Origin of the sequence: Microbacterium sp. LMI1-1-1.1 (assembly GCF_040815675.1) — a bacterium.
GTDB lineage: Bacteria > Actinomycetota > Actinomycetes > Actinomycetales > Microbacteriaceae > Microbacterium.
Genome location: NZ_JBFPNN010000010.1, coordinates 40,135 through 58,649, shown reverse-complemented (window position 1 = coordinate 58,649; position 18,515 = coordinate 40,135). Strand labels below are relative to the sequence as shown.

The following is an 18,515-nucleotide window of genomic DNA, read 5'->3' as shown; positions in this document are numbered from 1 at the left end:
GATGCCGGCGCGTCAGCCGACCCGGGGGGTCCGAGCGTCGCTCAGGGGCAGGAAGACGCGCATCGTCGAGGGACCTCGGCCCGCCCAGCGGTGGTACGGGATGAGGCCGACCTCGACGGTGCCGTCGGTCTCCGTTCGGGTGTCGCCGCCGAAGGCCGGGCGGAAGTCCCCGGGCGATGCCACCCGTCTGACACGGGCGCGGATGCGCGCACCGTCGAGAGTGCTCTCGATGGGACCCCCGGCTTCAACAGAGATCTCGTCGATCCCGACCCCCTCGGGGAGGTCGACGGATTCCGCGCACAAGACCACGGGGCCCCGTTCGATCGCCACGGCCCCCCGGACGGCGTCGACCCGCGGGTCGGGGAAGGACATTCGCGGGGCCATCGGGAGGTCCAGGTCGATGACGTCGCCGGCGGCGAAGCTGCGGCGGACGTCCGCCCATCCCCGCGCCAGCAGGCGCTCGGCGCCGTCGGGCCCGCGCAAGACGGCGCCGTCCGCCCACTCCGGTACCCGGAGTCGCACGCGGCGCTCCTCAGCGGGAGCCGTCACAACCACGACCCGGATGGACCCGCTCCGGGGGTAGTCCGTCTCGACTCGCAGCCGGAAGCCGCCCGCGTCGATCTCGCCCGCTGCGTACTGGAGGAGTGAGACGCCGTCCTGATCCTCCGAAGCGAAGTAGGCCGGCAGCGAGGCCAGGGTGCGGGCGACGTTCGTCGGGCAGCACGACACGTCGAACCACGGCGCACGGGTGCTCCCCTCGGCTCTCGTGTTGACGCCTGCGACGGCCTCGCTTCCCGCCTCCCGCTGATGGAGGGTGTTGGCGTAGAAGAAGGCCCGCCCGTCGAGGCTCGGCGAGACGGCGATCACGTTGAACAGCGTGCGTTCGATGAGATCGGCGTAGTGCACATCGCCCGTGGACAGGTAAAGACGCCACGAGAACATGATCGACGCCACCCCCGCGCACGTCTCGCAGTACGCCCGGTCGCTGGGCAGCTCGAAGTCTTCGCCGAAGCCTTCGTCCTGGTGCCGCGACCCCATTCCCCCGGTGATGTACGTGCGCCTCTCGACGGTGCGCCGCCACTGCGCCGCCAACGCGGCGAGGAGCGGTTCGTCCCGGTCCTCGACGGCGACGTCGGTCGCGCCCGCCGACAGGTAGAGCGCCCGCACCGCATGACCGCGCAGAACGGCGGCCTCGCGCACGGGGATGTCGTCTTGGAAGTACTCCGCCGACAGAAGCGGACGCACCGGCAGGCTTCCGCGACCACGCCGCTCCACGAACAGGCGGGCCTGATCGAGATAGCGGCGCTCCCCGGTCGCGCGAGCGAACTCGGCCAGCCCCACCTCGATCTCGGGGTGCCCGCAGATCCCCTCGCGTCGGCCCTCTGCGAACTCCCGGCAGACGTGGTCGGCTGCTCGCCGCGCGACATCCACCAGGAGGTCTTCACCCTCGGTGCGCAGGCGAGCGACGGCGGCTTGGAGGAGGTGTCCGATGTTGTAGAGCTCGTGCCCCATCGCCAGGTCGCTGTAGCGCGGCGGGAGACCAGGGTGCCCGAAGGCGGTGCCGACGTATCCGTCCGGGTCCTGCGCTGCGGCGACGCGGCTGACGAGCGAACGGTACTCGGCGCTCAAGGCCTCGGTCGGACGCACCGCCAGCTCCCAGGCCATCGCCTCGAGGAGCTTGTAGATCTCCGAATCGGAGAACATCCACCCGGCGCGCTCGTCGGTGCGCGCGCCCCGGGCGATCCGGTCGAAGTTCTCGATCCACCCGAGCTCCCCCATCCACTGCAGGCAGTGCGAGAGGGTCGCCTCGGCGTTGACGAGCTGGCGGGAGCCCCAGAATCCGTCGGGATCCAGCACCACCTGCGAGAGGGAGACCCCGTCGCGGTCCGAGCGCGAGGGCGATACCGGTCGCCCGGAGGAACGGGATCCTCCGGTGGTGAACGTCGATTCGGAGAGGGAGAGAGTCATGGGTCAGTCCTTCACGGCACCGGCGGTCACACCGGCGGCCACATAGCGCTGCGCCATCACCAGCAGGATCGCGGCGGGGATGGAGGCGACGACTGCGGTCGCCATGATCGCGTTCCACTGGGTGGTGTTGTTGCCGATGTACGCGTAGATACCGAGCGTCACCGGCTTGAACGGACTGTTGCGGGCGAGGGTCGAGGCGAAGATGAAGTCCGACCATGCCCAGAGGAACGCGAAGAGGCTGACGGTGATCACCGAGTTGCGGCTCATGGGGAGCACGATCGAGACGAAGGTGCGCCAGGCGCCGGCGCCGTCGACACGCGCTGCCTGCAGGAGTTCACGCGGGAGGCCCGACATGAAGGCCGTGAACAGCAGCACTGCGAACGGCACCGCGATGGTCGAGTCGGCCAGGATGAGGCCGCCCAAGCTGTTGAGGAGCCCGAGCCGCACGTAGATCGCGTAGAAGCCCATCGCCATGACCACTGCGGGGATCATCTGGGCGACGAGGAGGATGAAGTTCAGCGACCGCCCTCCCCGCAGGTTGAGCAGAGCGATGGCGTACGCGGCCGGCGCGGAGATGACGACGGTCAGGATGACGCATCCCAGCCCGATCAGCAGGCTCGTCCCGAGGTTCGGGAGCTGCTGGCGGAAGACCGCCTCGAAGCCTTCGAAGGTCGGGTCGATGGGGAAGATGTGCGGCGGGTTCGCGCGCAGGTCCTGCGTCTTGGTGAGCGAGACGTTCACCATCCAGTACACGGGGAAGAGCATGAGCGCCGTCAGAACGACGCCGACGATCACCCTCCACCAGGAGCGTTGAAGAGTCATGAGTTCACCTCGCGGCGCTGGATGCGCAGGTACAGGAAGCCGAAGATCAGGGCGATGACGATGAGGAGGTTTCCCACGGCCGACGCGGGCGACAGGTCGGGCTGACCCGTGCCGAACGCCTCGCGGTAGGACCAGATGGCCAGAGTGGTCGACGAGTTGGCGGGGCCGCCCGTGGTCATGATCCAGATGATGTCGACGACCTTCAGGGTGTAGACGAGGCCGAGGAGCAGGGTGATCGCGGACACCGGGCGCAGAAGCGGGAACGTGATGCTCCAGAACTTCCGCCACGCGCCGGCGCCGTCGAGTGAGGCCGCCTCGTAGAGGTCGATCGGGATGTTCTGCAGCCCCGCGTAGAGGATCACGAGGTTGAACGGGATGCCGAGCCAGATGTTGGCGATGATGACGGACATCAGGGAGAAGTCGGGCGAGGTCAGCCAGTTGATCTGCGGTCCGCCGAATGCGGTTAGCACCGAGTTGATGATGCCCGAGTCGCTGTTCATCATCCACGACCAGGTGGAGGCGGAGACGATGAGCGGCAGCAGCCACGGCACGAGGAACAGTCCGCGAAGGACGCCCGCCAGGGGGAAGTTGCTGCGGAAGAACACGGCCAGTGCGAGACCGAGCACGTACTGGAAGACGAGGGAGACCAGGACGAAGACGGCGGTGTTCGCCAGAGCCGTTCCGAAGAGCGGCGAGGAGATCACGTCGATGTAGTTCTTGAGTCCGACGAACTCGGCATTGCCCTGCACGAACGCTCGGACCGTGTAGTCGTGGACGCTCAGGTCGATGCTGCGTATCAGCGGGAAGGCGTAGAAGACGAGCAGGTAGGCCACGAGGGGGGCGGCGAACGCGAACGCGGTCCATCGCGAGCCGAGCAGTCGGGCCGGCCGTCGCTTGCGGTCGTCGGGTACGACGATCGAAACGGTGTCGGACGTGGTCCGCTGCGGGTGTGTGAATGATGTTGCGGTCATGGGTCTTTTCGCTTGTCTTCGAGACGACCGGGGTGCTCGGGGCGGGCGAGGTACGCGGGCCCGCCCCGAGCGCGGGGAGCCCGGCTTACTCGCCGGTCTTGGCCGCGGCCTCTTGCTGGGCGGTGTCGAGTGCCGCCTGCGGGGTGGTCGCGCCCGAGAGAGCGCTCTGGACCGCGGTCCACAGCTGCTCGGAGATCACCGGGTACTTGGTGCCGAGGTTGTCGCTCGTGCGCCCCTTGGCCGCCTGCACGGCCGAGACCCAGGTGTCGAGCTCGGGGTGCTCGGCGAGCAGGGCCTTCTGGCCGTCCTCGGTCGGCGGGATGTAGTACGCGAAGGTGTTGGCGGTCTCGACGAAGCCGTCGGAGGTCGTCATGCACTCGATGATCTTGCGGGTGGTGTCGTAGCGCGCGGTGTCCTGCTGGACGGGCGCGATGATGAATTCACCACCGGTCGGCGCGGGGGCGGCTCCGCCGTCTTTCGCCGGCAGGGTGATGATGCCGGTCTTGAACGGCGCCTTGGCCGCGCTGTTGACCTGCCAGGTGCCGTTCTCGGCGAACGCGAATCCACCGGTCAGGAACTCCTCCCAGACGGTGTTCTGCGAGTTTGTGATGACCGAGTTGGGGGCGTACCCCTTGTCGAGCCATCCCTTCCAGAGGTTGAGCGCGTCGACGGCATCGCTCGAGTTGAGCTCGTCGAGATTGGCGCCGGCGCCCCAGAACCAGGGCAGGAACTGGAACGAGCCCTCTTCCGTGTTCAGCGCCGAGAACGTGATCCCCTTGTTGCCGGTGGCCGAGACGGCGGCCAGCGCGGCAGTGAGGTCGTCCCAGTTCTTGATCGACTGCGGGTCGACGCCGGCTGCGGAGAGGATGTCGGCGTTGTAGTACAGCGCGAGGGTGTTCGCGCCGATCGGGATGCCGTACGTCTTGCCGTCGAGCTGGCCGGCGGCGAGCAGGTTGGCGTCGATCTTCGACGTGTCCAGGCCCAGCTCGTCGGTGGTCGAGACCATGCCGGTGTCGGCGAGGGTCGACACCGCGGGGTTGTCGAGCAGGATGATGTCGGGCGAGTTGTTCTCCTGCGCGGCGAGCAATGCCTGGTTGGTGAGCGCGGTGGTGTCGTACGCGGTGCGCTGGATGGTGACTCCAGCCTCTGTGCCGCACGCCTGCACGCGGTTGGCCCAGTCGGAGCCTTCCTCGTGCTGCGGGTACGGATCCCACCAGGTGTAGGTGCCGCCGGCGTCGGTCGAGTTGGCGTCGCCGCCGCCCGTACCGGCGCAGCCGGCGAGAGCACCGACGGCGATGGCCGCGGTCGTCAGTGCGACGAGGCGTCGCAGGGGTCGGTTGATCATCAGTTCCTCCTTGAACGTGCGGCCAGACGGGTGCAGGCCGCGGTGCAGTTGTGCGGTGTGTGGTGGGGTAAGGGGCGACGGCGAAGCCGTCACGCGGGAGGGGCAGCGGTGGAACCGCGGTCCAAGATCTTCGGGGGCGTCAGGTCGACGACGTGTGCGTCGGCCTCGCCCTGGATGTGGGCGACGAGCTGCTCGACGGCGCGGCGGCCGAGCTCAGCCGCCGCGCTGTCGACGGAGGAGTAGGGCAGCGAGAAGGTGCGTGCGAAGTCGTCCGAGTAACGACCGATTACCGACAGGTCCGCGGGAACGCGCAGACTTCGTGCCGACAGCACGCTGGGGAGTGCGGCGGCGGCGGCTTCGTTATTCAGGAGCAGACCCGTGGCGTCGGGGTACGTCTCGAGGAGGTTGGCCAGGTCGCTGCCGACCTCCGGCTGGCTCGACGCGCTGTGGTGGGCGTGAAGTCGGATGCCGAGCTCATCGCCGCGCGCACGGGCGGCGTCTGCGAGGCGCCAGACGTAGGCACCGCCGCGCTCCACGACATGCTCGGGCTGCGACACGAGGATGATCTCCCGGTGGCCCAGGGAGTGAAGGTGGTCGACCATCAGCGCACCTGTCGCTTCGAAGTCGAGGTCGAAGACGTCGAGTCCTCGCGGGTCTCCGGGCAGACCGACGAGAGCGCCGGGCTGGCCGGCCTTGCGCAGCACGTCGAGTCGGCTGTCGTGCTCGGCCACGTTCAGCAGCACGAAACCGTCCACCATGCGGGAGTTGGAGATGCGCCGCAGAGCGGCGACCCCGTCGGGTTCCGTCACCAGCAGCGTGTCGTATCCGAGATCACGCGCCCGGTCGGTGACGCCGAGGATGTACTGCATCATCGCCGGAGCGAATTCGTCCGCGTAGAACTGAGCGAGGAGTGCGATGACGTGAGTCTGCGACGTGGCGAGGGCCCGCGCGCCCGCGTTCGGGGTGAAGTTCAACGACCGGATGACCGAGTCGATCTTGTCGCGGACCTCAGGTGAGATCGGTCGCTTGCCGGAAAGGGCGTACGAGACCGTGCTGCGGGAGACGCCCGCAGCCTTCGCCACATCACCGATCGTTACCACTGTCTGCTCCATCGCTGTCGAACCGGTTCTACTTCGAACCGGTTCGACCATAAGTCACGAATGTCATGAAGGCAAGACCGATATTTCGAGCGCGTCCTCTCGGTTCGACGCGGGTCTTCCAGGGCCGTTTCGCGTAGGTCGGCACTACTTATGTCAGTAACCTGACATAACTTCAATTATCGGCGATGTGACTCGGATCGAAGGGACGCCTCACATCGCCCATGCAACCACTCTTGTTCGCAGCGGAACGCGACTCTTCCTTGGAGATGTCGAGTGCATCATTGCTCTCGCGTTTAAAGAAGAGCGCTAACCCGTCTCGAGAACGCCCGAAGCTGGGGCAGTAGTCAGGTCGGTCAGATGGTTGGCCGAGACATGCGAGTCCGCAGCGCCAACGTTGCGTACCGTGCGACCTCCGGACGAGAGGATTTCAGCCGGCGGATGAGTCGCACGAGGATTTCCCGCGCGTCATCGGCCTCCAAGGCTTGCAAGAGGTCAACCGGCACCCAAACGCCCTCCGTTGAAAACGGTCGCACCCCTTCAAGCGAATCGAGGAGCGCAGTCGCTCCCGCGTTGCCGCCGCGATAAGCTTCTAGGGCAGCTCGTAAGGCGACTACCGACTCACCACCCGTCAAGCTGCGGGGTCTGACATATCTGCGCCCCTCGGAGAGGGTGATGCGAGCCTGCTTCGCAAGGTCGTCCATTCCCGTGGAGTTGTCGCTGAGCACCTTTGCCGCCAGGCTCGAAAGGTCGGCGCGAGCGTGGAGGTGGAGAGCTTCGAGAAGCATCGCTTGTTCTCGCGAGTCGCCGGTCGACTTGACAGCCTCGAGCAGCCGCCTGGGCACCGGTCCAAGTTCGGGACTTGGGTCCGAGAAGAGCGTGAGCGCGCTGGAAAGCAGCGCGCGCCTCAGACGCGGGAACTCAGTTGCGAAATTGTCGAGATACAACTCGCGGGCGAGGTCTGCTCCGACGCACGTGATCGAGGCTTCCACGCTCTCCTGGTCGAACTCGGTGATCATCTCGACCAGGGGTTCTCCGAGGTGCTCGCGTTTGCTGAGCAGCCGCTCAGCTGCCAAAAGCCAAGTGTTGCGCCAGTGACTCACGGGTAGTAACTGGCGCAGACCCGTGATGATGGCCGCGTCTTCCCCCGTTGTGAGCGCACGCGCGGCCATGTATTCCTGGAGCGATCGCACGTCGAACTCGTACTTGCCCGTTCGACGAGACACAAGCAGCACCAAGCGCTCGGTCGAAAGTCGGATCAACTTCTCCGCGAGGCTGTCCGCGTCGCTGTCTTCGAAGCCCGCGGCGCTGAGCCTGCGCGCTAGTAACTTGCGGATCTCACGTTTGGCGACTACGGGGTCAGATCCCGAGGGCCGTTGAGCCGATCGCTGCAGGCGCACTCCCGCCTCCTCGTGCAGATGATCAATGTGGCCCCGCAGCGTCTTCAGCTCGCCGACCGCTCCTGGCTTCGAGACCTCCCGGTCGTAGACGACGCGGTAATAGCGATCGAATAGTTCGAAACGATCACTTGGCAGATCGACCGCGTCCTCAGCGAGCGCTGTCATGATCGTGACTTGCAGGGGCGTCGTCATGAGCTTCTGTGTGACTCGGCCGTGGACGGCCGTAATGAGGCGATCTGTGACCTGATCAGCCAGAAATGGGTCGTCTGCCTGCCGGACTCCGGTAAGCGCCTCTGAGTAGGCCAGGGCCTCGGTTTCGGTCAACTCGACGAGGCGGAACTCGGAGCAGTCCACTGCCTCCCCAAACTCTCCGTTATAGCCCTGGGGACGACTGCTGGCGATGATGAAGAGGTCGACGCCCTCGCCTGCTGCGTCGGTTGCAAAGGCTCCGATCGCGGCTACCAGTTCCGCACGGACCCGCGAATCCGGGACTTCGTCGAGCCCGTCCAGAATGAGGCAGATGGGCCAGCTCTTCATCCAGTCAAGGAGCGAAGCGGGCGGTGTCGTTCTGCCTTTGATGTTGAGTTGCGACGCCAGGTAGTGAAGGAGGGAGAAGGTCCCCTCCTGGCGAGAAATCGCCGCGCCTACCTTGGCGAGTTCCACCAACACCGGCCATCTCCGCTTCACGGGCATACTGATTTCTGCGTGGGCGAGCCGGGACCTCAGCGCGAGGACCGCTTCCTCGGCCTTGGGGCCGAACACCGTGAGGTCCGTCTCGGCGAGAAAGGCGAGTCGGTAGGTATGGGCGACGAGCTGACAGAGCGTGCTCTTTCCCTGTCCAGGCCCTCCAACGAGGACGACCCCGGCGGGTCCTCGACCGGACACCGACGTGTACGTTGCGTTGCCTCGTGCTAGGGCTGCTGCCGCAGCCTTATAGCGCCGAACCTTAGGACCGGTAGACGGCTCTCCGATCGAGCAAGGCAAATCGACCGCGATGTCAGCCAGCCGCATCTTGGATCCGTCACCATAACCCACGTCGCCAGTGCGAACCCACTGACGGGAAGTCAGTTCGGACACCGTGTAGGCGGCAAGCCGATCTATTTCGAGTGCAGAGGGTTGTGGGAGTAGCTGTCGCAGTTCCTCTAGAAGATCTCCCGTGATGATCTGCTCTAGATACCGCTTCCGTATGTCAGTGTTGTTGTCCAGCATGGTGCGGAGCTCGGAGTAGTCCCACACATACCAGCCGCGCAGGCCAAGTTCTTGAGACCACCGCTGCATCGTTGTCTCAAACTGGTCCTTGCCTCCGACCTCCTCGACACCAGACAGCGAAACGTTGGTCGCGAAGAGCAGGTATGACGGCACGTTCTTGCTCTGCAGCTTCTTGAGTTGCCATCTCTTCAACTCTTTCTGCACTTCGCCCAGGAACCATTTGGAGTCGCTGAGGGTTCCGGCATGCTGTTCTCGATACTTGGCCTGTACGACCCCGTGACCGTTCCAGGTGCGCCCCGCCCCCACCGGAAAAGCCACTCGTCCGCGAAAATCGGCTTCTCGTTGACCGTCGCGACCCGACCCGAACGGACGAAGACCGTTCCCCAGAACATCCTTCGCAAAGGACTGCACCATGTGCTCGAACTGCTGCCAGCCCATGCGGTACATGTCGTAGTGCACCATCGCCCCCCCTGATGCGTAGTCAGACCAGCATGCACGAAGCCGTAGGTCTCTGGCGCCTACTCGCCCCCACGGCAACCCGAGTCGGTTGAGGTAGGGACCCTCACGACAGTGTTCCCCTAAGTGTTACAAGACGAGTCCTGCACCGACACGCGCTACTTCATCGCAGCGGCGCTGGGAGACCCCGGTCAGTGGGCGTTCGTCTCGGCGAAGCTTGGATCTATTCGGGGGCGGGACCACCTCGAGCACGGCCCCCCGTTAGAAACCGAGTTTCACGCTGACGAACTCATGAATGGGCGCAGAAGCTGGGGACCCCATGCAGGAAAGCATCGCGAGGCCGCGCATCTCCGGTACTGTTCTGGATGCCGCGGTAGGCTGCGGCATTCAGCTGATCCTTCGTGGACTAGACATCTCGCGGCTGCATGCGCGGTACAGCTACTCGGATCAACCGCTCAAAGTCGTTCTGGGCAACACCCTGAAGCGCATCCATGAGTGCGCACGCTCGTGCTCGACGCAGAGACGCTCGAACCGTCTCGCTGTTAGGCGCCACACCTTCGAAGCCGTAGGGCGCGCCTGGTACGACGTCGAGCTCAACCCTCAACGGTCGCTCCGCCAGGCGACGGGCGTGCCGTACCTCTCCCAGGGCTGCCTAGCGGACGTGTGTGGCGCGGACGCTCGGCGCAGAGCCATCGTTCCTTGGCGCGCCACTTGTAAAGTCGAGAGGCGCCCCCCACGTATCAGACGGGGCGCCAAATGGGAGGCTTACCGTGGCGGACAGCATCGAACGCACGTCCCCCGTTCCTTACTACGAGCAGCTTTTCATGATCCTGCGCGACCGCATCGTATCCGGGGCAGTCGAGACGGATGCAAGGCTGCCCAGCGAGTTGGAGCTGGCGCGAGACTTCGGGCTTTCTCGGGCTACCGTGCGCCAGACCATGTCACGCCTCGAATCTGAGGGGCTTGCTCGCCGGGTGGCCCGACGGGGAATGTTTGCCGCCGCGCAGGACGCCCCCACAGGCTGGACCGTACAGGAGGGGTTCCTGGAGTCTCAGGTTCGTCAAGGGCGCACCGGTGTCACCACCGAGGTCGTCTCCGCCGGAGCCGTTCGTCCACCGCACCACGTCCGCGACGCTCTTCGTCTCTCCGCCGCGGAGGAAACCTTCGCGCTGGAGCGTGTCCGCTCGATGAATGGTCGCCGTGCGATGTTCAGCACGAACTGGTTTCCCCCCTCCGTGGGCGAGATACTCGCCAGCGCTGAGGACGTGCTTGACGGCACCGCCTCAGTGAATGACACCCTTCGACGTCACGGGCTGGTCGCGAGTGGGGCGCGCAGGGTGATTCGGGCCCTGGGTGCCCCCGCATCAGTGGCGGAGCACCTCGAGATCGACCCCGGCACCCCCATCATGCGAGTCCGCTCCCTGAGCTGGGACTCGAACGACGTGCGCTTCGATTACTACGAGACGTGGGTACTCACCGACGTAATTCCGCTCGAGGTCAACGTCTCCGCGAGCTGAGCGCAGTCCTGGCGCTCAGCTGGTGCCGTGCTCCAGCCACTTCTCAGCAAGGTGGTCGGCGCTGATGCGGCGGATCGTGCCCGACCGGGAGCGAAGGACAATGCTCTCGGTGCTGATGACGCGACCGCGCCGACGCACGCCCCTCACCAGGTTGCCGTCCGTCACGCCAGTGGCGACGAAGAGCGTGTTGTCGCTGGTAACTAGCTCGTCAACCTCGTAGACGTGGTCGAGCTTCAGTCCGGCCTTGGCACCGCGTTCCGCTTCCTCCGCGTTCTGTGGGGCGAGCCGGGTCTGGATGAAGCCGCCAAAGGCTTTCACCGCGCATGCAGTGGCAACGCCTTCCGGGCTCCCGCCGATTCCGATGCAGAGGTCCAGCCGACCGTCGTAGCTGGCTGCGTCGATGCCTCCGGCAACGTCGCCGTCGAGAAGGAGCCGGGTGGCTGCGCCCGCGCGCCGGATGCGTTCGATGAGTTCCGCGTGCCGCGGGCGGTCGAGCACGCCGACCTGGAGCTCGCTCGCGTCTTTGCCTGTGGCCTTGGCTAGCAGAGCGATGTTGTGCTCGATGGGGTGACGGATGTCCAGCACACCGACCGCCTCGGCGCCGGCGACGATCTTCTCCATGTAGTAGACGCTGGAGGCATCCAGCATCGACCCTCGGTCAGCGACCGCGATCATTGAAATCGCGTTGCGGCGGCCCGCCGCGGTGAGTGATGTCCCGTCGATGGGGTCGACGGCGATGTCGCAGACGGGTCCGTTGCCGTTTCCGACGATCTCCCCGTTGAATAACATGGGAGCGTTGTCTTTCTCCCCCTCACCGATGACGACCGTCCCCGAGAAGTTGACGGTTCCGAGGAACTTCCGCATTGCATCGACTGCGGCCCCGTCAGCGGCGTTCTTGTCGCCGTGCCCGATGAACGGGCTCGCTCGGATGGCGGCGGCCTCGGTGGCTCGGACCAGTTCGAGCGCGATGTTGCGGTCGGGGTGGAGGTAGAGCTCTGCTTGTTCAGTCATGGTGGTGTGCGGCCCGGTCAGGAGACGACCTGAACCTTGATCTGGTCGGGACGTGTGGCCGCGTCCATGGCCTGCGCGTAGTCCTCCAGCTTGTAGGTGGAGGTCACCAGCGTTGCGAGTTCACCTTGCAGGTCGATCATGCGCTCGGCGGACTCCTCGTACTTCTCGGCGAGCGAGTTGGAGCCGATGATGCTGATCTCCTTGGCGAAGACGTCGTACGGGCTCAGCGCGATGGTGGCGGTGGGCGACGCCACTCCCATCTGGATGAGTCGACCGCGGGGCCCGAGCGACGAGATGGCCTGCGCGATGGCAGCTGGGTGGCCGCTCGCGTCGAGAGCGAGGTCGAATCCATCGACGTTCAGCTCGTCGGCTGAGGCGACGGCCTGCAGGGCTCCGAGGTCGGCCGCGGCCTGACGCCGAGCGGGGTTGGGCTCGACGACCCGAATGCCGCTGACACCCTCCGCACGTCCGAGGATGATGGCCATGAGTCCGATGGAGCCCGCACCGAAGATGACGAGTTCCTGCTTTGACCAGTCGGGAACGCGCTCGAGCGCATGCAGCACGCAGGCGAACGGCTCGATGAGGGGTGCCGCCTGATGGGTGATCTTCTCGCTGATCGGGTAGGTGATCCGGGCGGGTACGGACACGAACTCGGCCACGGAACCATCGACCGCGACACCAACCGGGCGGAGATTGACGCACAGATTGGTCGCTCCACGCTGACACCATTGGCAAACACCGCATGAGACGTTCGGGTTGACTCCGACGTAGTCGCCTTCCTTGAACTTCGTCACCCCCGCACCGACGGCGGTGACGTAGCCCGCGAACTCGTGCCCGGGGACCACGGGGAACCGGCCGTGGGGGTAGTCACCGGACGCGAGGTGCAGGTCCGTTCCGCAGACTCCTGTGCCCACCGGCGCGATGACGACTTCACCTTCGCCCGGGACAGGAACGGGGAGTTCCTTGATGTCGATGCCGCCGGCACCGTCGAGTACTGCTGCGCGCATGGTCGTCATTTCACTGCTCCAAACAAGAGACCACGGACAAGGGACTTTTGTGCGAACCAGCCCGCGATGATGACTGGAATGCTGACGAGGGTAGCCACGGCTGCGACCTGAGCTGTGTACAGCTCCCCGAAGCTCAAGAACTTCTGCAGGAACAGCGGCAGCGTTGAGTTGGTGGTGGTGAGGTTGGCCGCGTAGAAGTATTCGTTCCACGAGAAGACGGCGCACAACAGTGCGGTCGAGGCGATGCCGGGTCGCATGAGCGGAAGGACGATGGAATACCCCACGCGCCACGAGTTGGCTCCGTCGACGGCGGCGGCTTCCAGGATCTCGTTCGGGATCTCCTGCATGAAGGACCGCAGCATCCAAATACCGAGGGGCAAGTTCATACCCAGGTGGAGGATGACGAGGATGGTCGTGGTGTTCAGCAGATCGAGCTGGCTGGCGACGACGTAGATCGGGATGATGCCGGCGGCAATCGGCATCATCTTGGTGGAGATGAAGAAGAACAGCGAGTCCTGCGGGTTCTTGATGGCCCGGACCGAAAGTGCCCACGCGGCGGGCAACGCCAAGGCGACGACGAGGATGGTGGAGACGGCCGTCACGATGAAGGAGTTGAACGCAAACGACCAGATCCCGGCGTCGAACGCCTCGACGTAATGCTCGAAGGTGGGGACGAAGAACAGCTGCGGGACAGCTGATGCGGCCACCGTCTCCGTCTGGAAGCTCTTCAGCACCATGTAGGCGATGGGGAAGAAGAGCACGAGGCTGCAGACCCAGGCGCCCGTTGCCATTCCAATAGATGTCCAGCGCTTTCGAGCGGAGCGCGCCTGCTCGCCCTGGCGGGCTTTCCTCGCGCTCCCGGTGACCACGACGCTTGTGTGCGTCAGTTGCGTCGTCATCGACGTCCCTCCGTCTTGAAGATGCCCGACAGCAGGCGCAGCATGGGCATGACGAGCGCGATGGTGAGGATGAGCGCGACGATGCCGAGGGCCGAGGCCTGTCCGAAGTCGAACGAGTTGAATGCCGTCAGGTACACGTAGTACGTGATGTTGGTCGTGGCGAAGGCCGGGCCGCCGGCGGTGAGCAGTGCGATTTCGCCGAAGGTCTGGATGAGGTTCATCGCGAGCAGCAGCGCGGCGAGTTCGATAAAGGGTCGCAGATGCGGCAGGGTCACGTGGCGGAAGCGTCCGACGATCCCCGCACCGTCCATCTGCGCAGCTTCGAGCTGGTCCTGCGGAGCGCTCTGCAGACCGGCGATGAGGATCAGCATGGCGAAGGGCACGAAGCGCCACGTCAGGAGGATGATGAGCGCGGCCATCGGCTGCTCGGAGAGCCACGACACTGTGGGGAGCCCGAGGGTCCTCGAGACGAAGCCGAAGAAGCCAAAGCTGGGGTCGAACATGGCCGACTTCCAGAAGAGCGTCACGGCGACGGGCATCACGAAGAACGGTGTGATCGCGAGCGTGCGAGCCAGTCCTCGTCCCGGGAATGCGTGGTTGAGAAAGATGGCGATGATGAGGCCGAGGACGAGGCACGCGATGGTCGTGCCCCCCGTCATGACGACGGTGTTCACGACGGACTGCCAGAAGGTGCCGTCGGTGACGACGGAGACGTAGTTCTGGCCCCAGTTGACGGAGGTTTCTCCCGAGCCGAGCAGACGCCAGCGCTGGAAGCTAAAGATGAGCGTCAGCAGGAACGGAATCTGCGTCAGCACCAGCGTGAAGACCAGCGCGGGCAGCAGCGGCCCGCGTCGTCTCCAGGCCTCGGCCCGGGTCATTGGCGGTGCGGCGACCGGCTCGATGGCGACCACGTTCGTGGTTTCCTCGACCGGTGGGGCGGCAGTTGTGCTCATGAGTGCTCTTTCGAGGAAGGAAGGGGGTGGCTGCCCCGGTTGCCCGGGGCAGCCACCGAAAGGGGTGTTACTTCCCGTACCCGGCGTCGGAGATGATGCCGCTGGTGTAGGACTCGCTGTCCTCGAGTGCCTGGTCGACGGTCTGGGAGCCGCTGATCGCGCCGGCGATCTGCTGCGAGACGTAGTCGCCGATCTCGACGAACTCCGGGATCTGGACGTACTGCACGCCGCTGTACGGGACCGGGTTCTCGGTCGGCTGCTGGGGGTTGGCCGCCTCGATGGACCTCAGCGTCAGGTCGGCGTACCGTGCGGCCGCTTCCTGGTACTCGGGGATCTCGTACGTGGACTTGCGCGAGCCCGGAGGAATCGCGTCCCAGCCAGCCTTCTCACCGGCGAGCTTGATGTAGTCCTTGCTGGTTGCCCACGAGATGAACTTCCATGCAGCGTCGGGGTTCTGGCTGGACTTGGTCACGGACAGACCCCAGGACCAGAGCCAACCCGACGCGATGTCCGCGGGCCCGGTGGGCGCCATCGCGAAGGCGATGTTGTCGGCGATCTCGGGCGTGGCCGCCTGGTCGATGGCGGAGCCGGCGAAGACTGTGTCGTCGTACCACATCGCCGACTTGCCCTGGCTGAAGGACTGCAGGCAGCCTTCCCAGCCCTGGGCCGCGGCGTCGGGCTGACCGTAGTCACGCAGGAGGTCCACGTAGAACTGGACCGCGTCTTTCGTCTCGGGCGAGGTGAGTTCGGTGTCCCAATTCTCGTTGAACCACTGTCCGCCGAAGGTGTTAATCACGGTGGTGATCGCGGCGAGGTTCTGACCCCATCCGGGGAGCCCGCGGAGGCAGATGCCCGAGACACCGTCGGCGTCGTCGTCCATGGCTTCGGCCGCGGCCCGGATCTGATCCCAGGTGGGGTTCTCGGGGATGGTGACTCCGGCCGCCTCTGCCAGGTCCTTGCGGTACATGAGGAAGGAGGATGAGCCGTAGAAGGGTGCCGCGTAGAGGGTGTCGTCGGCGGAGACGATGTTCTTGATGGGTTCGGTCAGGTCAGCCTCGTCCCAAGCGGTGTCGGCGCTGGCGTAGTCGTTCAGCGGCACGATCCAGCCGCGCTCGGCCCAGATCGGGACCTCGTAGCTGCCGATCATCGCGACGTCGTACTGCCCCGCGTTGGTGGAGACGTCCTTCGTCACGGCCGGGCGAAGTTCGTTCTCCGGCAGGACGGTGAAGTTGACCTTGATGCCGGGGTTCTTCTCTTCGAAGTCCGAGATGAGGGACTCCGCCGTCTGCATCTGCGGGTTGGCCGCCAGGGCGACGGTGATCGTGACGTCCCCGTCGCCGGACGCGCCGTTGCCGCCCCCGCTGCATCCGGCGAGGACGCCGGCTGACAGACCCACGACGCCGACGGCGGCGAGTCCCTTTTTCCAGTTCACGTGGACCACGTGCAAACCTCCTCGTTTGACTGCTGGATCGCTCTCGGTGCTGAGTGCGATGTGCGTGCGCCGGTGGCGCGAAATTGAAGGTAGCGCACACAGACCGGTATGTCTAGGCTGTACGTACATACCGCAACGATTCGTCGATTTGCGAGGTGTCTCCAACACGCAAAGGAGTGTGACGGTGTCCGACACCATCGAGCGACAATCGCCCGTCCCGTACTACGAGCAGCTCGTGAGCATCCTGCGAGGGCAGATCCTCGAGGGCCACTACCTCGCGGATGAGCGCCTTCCCAGCGAGCTGGAACTCTGCCGCGCGTTCGGCCTGTCCCGCGCAACCGTCCGCCAAACGATGCAAAGCCTGGAGAAGCAGGGGCTAGCGAAGCGCGTGCCCGGGCGAGGCGTCTTCGCCACCGTGCCAGGGGAAGCGCTGGGGTGGACCGTGCAGGACCATCAGGGCTTCCTCGAGAACCAGGTGCGCCACGGCCATACCGGTGTCGCGACAGAAGTGCTCGACGCGGCCTTCGTTTCACCGGCAGAGCACGTCAGAGTCGCCTTCGGCATCGACCCGCGGGAGAAGGTCTTCGCCCTGACGCGCGTGCGCTCCCGGGACGGCAGTAAGGCGATGTTCAGCACGAATTGGTTCCCGCGAGAAGTGAGTCCGGTCGTCACGAACGCCGCGGACGTGTTGAACGGCAACGGATCGGTGAACAGTGCGCTGCGCCAGGCGGGGTACATCCCCCACCGTGCACGTCGCGTCCTCGACGCCCTGGCCGCGCCGACGGACGTGGCCTCGCATCTGGGCATCCCGGTCGCGCACCCCACTCTCCGCATCCGCTCCTCATCGTGGGACCAGAACGGACTGTGTTTCGACTACTACGAGACGTGGGTCCTCACCGACGTGGTGCCCCTCGAGGTCGAAGTCAGCACTGGAGTCTGACGAGCTCCACACAGCGGCTAGACGTTGAACGCCAAGTGCTCCCGGGTCTCAGGCAGCTGGGGTTTGCGCCGGCCAGCCGCGGAGGCTCCGCGGACTGAGTTGGAGCTAGGCGCCGGAAAAGATCATCTTTGGATCGGGCGACCAGCCGAGGGCGGTCGCCGCGAGTAGCGCCGCACTGGCGGCCGTGACTTCCGGCTCGCCGACGGGCACGGCCGCGTAGCCGCTAACTGACTCCTTGATTCGAAGCCAACCCGGCGACCTCGACCACCCGCCTGCTGATCGTACGACGGGCACTGTCGTTGCCTCCGCTCGAACAGCCTCTACCGCTTCGGCGCCGGCAATTGCCAGGGCGCCGAGCACGGCGGACGCTCGCGCATGTGCGTCACGCGGAGCGTCCAGGGAATAGGACGGCCGGCCGCCCCCACGACCACCCGGCCGAAAATGCCTCGCCTGCAAGACGGAGGCGGGCTTAAGGCCCCCATCGATCAGCGCGCGGATACACCGCCCGACGTCTGGATCTTGTGACGCCCATGCCACGTTCCTGCTGAGCTCCTCGACGCGCATCAGCGTCCGGCCGTCGGAGCGAATTCCCGGGGCGAAGTCGACACCCTCTTGTCGATGATGCTGCTGCTCCGGCGCCTGCAGGACGACGACTTCTGCTGTGCCCATGGAGTCCAGCACCGCACCTGGGCTCAGCTGGTGGACACCCCACCCGCCGATGGGATGATCGTGCCCACCTGCCACCACCAGAGCCGAATCGACGACAACCCCGGCGGCCAGCAGCGAAGGTATGCGGAGGTTACCGACAACTTCCCCCGCAGCTAAGACCGGCGGGAGGAGGCTCATGGTGCCGAGTGTCAGCTCTACGCGTTCGCGGTCCCAGCTCCGGTCGCTGGTGCGCCACGCGCCGGTCCGAGAGGCCAGAGTGTCGCTCATGAAGGCTCGACCCGACCATCGGCTGCCGGGGAAGTCTGTCACCGCCAACCAATGTGTTGCGGCTGCGTCGAGCTGCTGCTCACGCGACCATTTCCATCCCGTCATCGTCCGTGCGGGGTCTGTGTAGGCGTCGAAGAGCTCATCGTCGTGCAGTGCCCGCTTGAAGCTGCGGAAGATGCGCTTGCGGCGAGGGTCGAACCACGAAAGCGCGTCCGTGAGTACCCGCATGCTGCCGTCGACCAGGACGCCGTCCTCACCGATGCCGGCAACACTCACTGCGGCGACTGCGTAGGCGTCGCCGCAGGCGGCAAGGATCATCTCCTCGAGGCTTCGCATCAGTGCCGCGGTGTCTATAGACAGGCCAGCGGCGTCTCTCGGTGTCGCCACTCGTGCACGACGAACAATGGTCCCTTCATCGTCAAGGAGCACTACCTTGAGATTGGTGCTGCCGATGTCGACGCCGCAGGCGACCGTTCCGCGCAGTCCGCTTCCCACTGATGCCTTCCTTAAGGGGCTGCTCTTATTCTCGGCATTCTGTTGCAGCCACGCCAC

At 65.5% G+C, this 18,515-nt stretch carries 14 protein-coding genes; 2 read left to right on the top strand and 12 right to left on the bottom strand.

Annotated elements, in window-relative coordinates; genetic code table 11:
• Nucleotides 1-12: 12 nt before the first annotated feature.
• The 6 genes from MRBLMI1_RS15310 to MRBLMI1_RS15285 form a co-directional block, all read right to left on the bottom strand.
• Nucleotides 13-1,968, bottom strand: a complete 1,956-nt coding sequence (locus MRBLMI1_RS15310; protein WP_367734318.1) for a glycoside hydrolase family 127 protein — start codon at nucleotides 1,966-1,968, stop codon at nucleotides 13-15.
• Nucleotides 1,969-1,971: 3 nt separating this feature from the next.
• Nucleotides 1,972-2,790 carry a carbohydrate ABC transporter permease gene (locus MRBLMI1_RS15305; protein ID WP_367734316.1) on the bottom strand — a complete coding sequence of 273 codons (819 nt, stop codon included), beginning with the start codon at nucleotides 2,788-2,790 and terminating at the stop codon, nucleotides 1,972-1,974.
• Complete coding sequence (locus MRBLMI1_RS15300) at nucleotides 2,787-3,761, bottom strand: carbohydrate ABC transporter permease (RefSeq protein WP_367734314.1); 975 nt, start codon at nucleotides 3,759-3,761, stop codon at nucleotides 2,787-2,789. Before MRBLMI1_RS15300 ends, MRBLMI1_RS15305 begins: the two co-directional genes overlap by 4 nt.
• An 85-nt stretch (nucleotides 3,762-3,846) precedes the next feature.
• Nucleotides 3,847-5,106 (bottom strand): sugar ABC transporter substrate-binding protein, encoded by a 1,260-nt coding sequence (locus tag MRBLMI1_RS15295; protein ID WP_367734311.1) that lies wholly within the window; start codon nucleotides 5,104-5,106, stop codon nucleotides 3,847-3,849.
• An 89-nt stretch (nucleotides 5,107-5,195) separates the two neighbouring features.
• Nucleotides 5,196-6,188 (bottom strand): LacI family DNA-binding transcriptional regulator, encoded by a 993-nt coding sequence (locus tag MRBLMI1_RS15290; protein ID WP_367734309.1) that lies wholly within the window; start codon nucleotides 6,186-6,188, stop codon nucleotides 5,196-5,198.
• Nucleotides 6,189-6,559: 371 nt separating this feature from the next.
• Nucleotides 6,560-9,274 carry an NACHT domain-containing protein gene (locus tag MRBLMI1_RS15285; RefSeq protein ID WP_367734307.1) on the bottom strand — a complete coding sequence of 905 codons (2,715 nt, stop codon included), beginning with the start codon at nucleotides 9,272-9,274 and terminating at the stop codon, nucleotides 6,560-6,562.
• A gap of 764 nt (nucleotides 9,275-10,038) precedes the next feature.
• Here MRBLMI1_RS15285 and MRBLMI1_RS15280 point away from each other — a divergent pair.
• Nucleotides 10,039-10,785, top strand: a complete 747-nt coding sequence (locus MRBLMI1_RS15280) for a GntR family transcriptional regulator (protein WP_367734305.1) — start codon at nucleotides 10,039-10,041, stop codon at nucleotides 10,783-10,785.
• Between the two features lie 15 nt (nucleotides 10,786-10,800).
• Here MRBLMI1_RS15280 and glpX read toward each other — a convergent pair whose 3' ends face one another.
• The 5 genes from glpX to MRBLMI1_RS15255 form a co-directional block, all read right to left on the bottom strand.
• Entirely contained in the window at nucleotides 10,801-11,796 is a 996-nt protein-coding gene (gene glpX, locus MRBLMI1_RS15275; protein ID WP_367734303.1) for a class II fructose-bisphosphatase, read from the bottom strand.
• A gap of 17 nt (nucleotides 11,797-11,813) precedes the next feature.
• A complete protein-coding gene (locus MRBLMI1_RS15270; RefSeq protein ID WP_367734300.1) occupies nucleotides 11,814-12,812 on the bottom strand; it encodes an alcohol dehydrogenase catalytic domain-containing protein in 999 nt (332 codons plus the stop codon).
• Nucleotides 12,809-13,702 (bottom strand): carbohydrate ABC transporter permease, encoded by an 894-nt coding sequence (locus MRBLMI1_RS15265; protein WP_367734296.1) that lies wholly within the window; start codon nucleotides 13,700-13,702, stop codon nucleotides 12,809-12,811. Before MRBLMI1_RS15265 ends, MRBLMI1_RS15270 begins: the two co-directional genes overlap by 4 nt.
• Complete coding sequence (locus MRBLMI1_RS15260) at nucleotides 13,699-14,655, bottom strand: carbohydrate ABC transporter permease (RefSeq protein WP_367734294.1); 957 nt, start codon at nucleotides 14,653-14,655, stop codon at nucleotides 13,699-13,701. The genes MRBLMI1_RS15265 and MRBLMI1_RS15260 overlap by 4 nt, the downstream gene beginning before the upstream one ends.
• Before the next feature lie 67 nt (nucleotides 14,656-14,722).
• Nucleotides 14,723-16,087 (bottom strand): ABC transporter substrate-binding protein, encoded by a 1,365-nt coding sequence (locus tag MRBLMI1_RS15255; protein ID WP_367734292.1) that lies wholly within the window; start codon nucleotides 16,085-16,087, stop codon nucleotides 14,723-14,725.
• A 184-nt stretch (nucleotides 16,088-16,271) separates the two neighbouring features.
• Between MRBLMI1_RS15255 and MRBLMI1_RS15250 the strand changes: the two genes are divergently transcribed.
• A complete protein-coding gene (locus MRBLMI1_RS15250; protein ID WP_367734291.1) occupies nucleotides 16,272-17,027 on the top strand; it encodes a GntR family transcriptional regulator in 756 nt (251 codons plus the stop codon).
• 105 nt (nucleotides 17,028-17,132) lie between these two features.
• On the opposite strand, the gene MRBLMI1_RS15245 is transcribed toward MRBLMI1_RS15250, so the two are convergent.
• A complete protein-coding gene (locus MRBLMI1_RS15245) occupies nucleotides 17,133-18,515 on the bottom strand; it encodes an FGGY family carbohydrate kinase (protein WP_367734289.1) in 1,383 nt (460 codons plus the stop codon).

What these genes read in the sequence shown, in the direction of transcription:
- MRBLMI1_RS15310 (WP_367734318.1), bottom strand. Translation starts at nt 1,968, where the DNA reads ATGACTCTCTCCCTCTCCGAATCGACGTTCACCACCGGAGGATCCCGT.
- glpX (WP_367734303.1), bottom strand. Translation starts at nt 11,796, where the DNA reads ATGACTGAACAAGCAGAGCTCTACCTCCACCCCGACCGCAACATCGCG.
- MRBLMI1_RS15270 (WP_367734300.1), bottom strand. Translation starts at nt 12,812, where the DNA reads ATGACGACCATGCGCGCAGCAGTACTCGACGGTGCCGGCGGCATCGAC.
- MRBLMI1_RS15285 (WP_367734307.1), bottom strand. Translation starts at nt 9,274, where the DNA reads ATGGTGCACTACGACATGTACCGCATGGGCTGGCAGCAGTTCGAGCAC.
- MRBLMI1_RS15260 (WP_367734294.1), bottom strand. Translation starts at nt 14,655, where the DNA reads ATGAGCACAACTGCCGCCCCACCGGTCGAGGAAACCACGAACGTGGTC.
- MRBLMI1_RS15305 (WP_367734316.1), bottom strand. Translation starts at nt 2,790, where the DNA reads ATGACTCTTCAACGCTCCTGGTGGAGGGTGATCGTCGGCGTCGTTCTG.
- MRBLMI1_RS15265 (WP_367734296.1), bottom strand. Translation starts at nt 13,702, where the DNA reads ATGACGACGCAACTGACGCACACAAGCGTCGTGGTCACCGGGAGCGCG.
- MRBLMI1_RS15295 (WP_367734311.1), bottom strand. Translation starts at nt 5,106, where the DNA reads ATGATCAACCGACCCCTGCGACGCCTCGTCGCACTGACGACCGCGGCC.
- MRBLMI1_RS15300 (WP_367734314.1), bottom strand. Translation starts at nt 3,761, where the DNA reads ATGACCGCAACATCATTCACACACCCGCAGCGGACCACGTCCGACACC.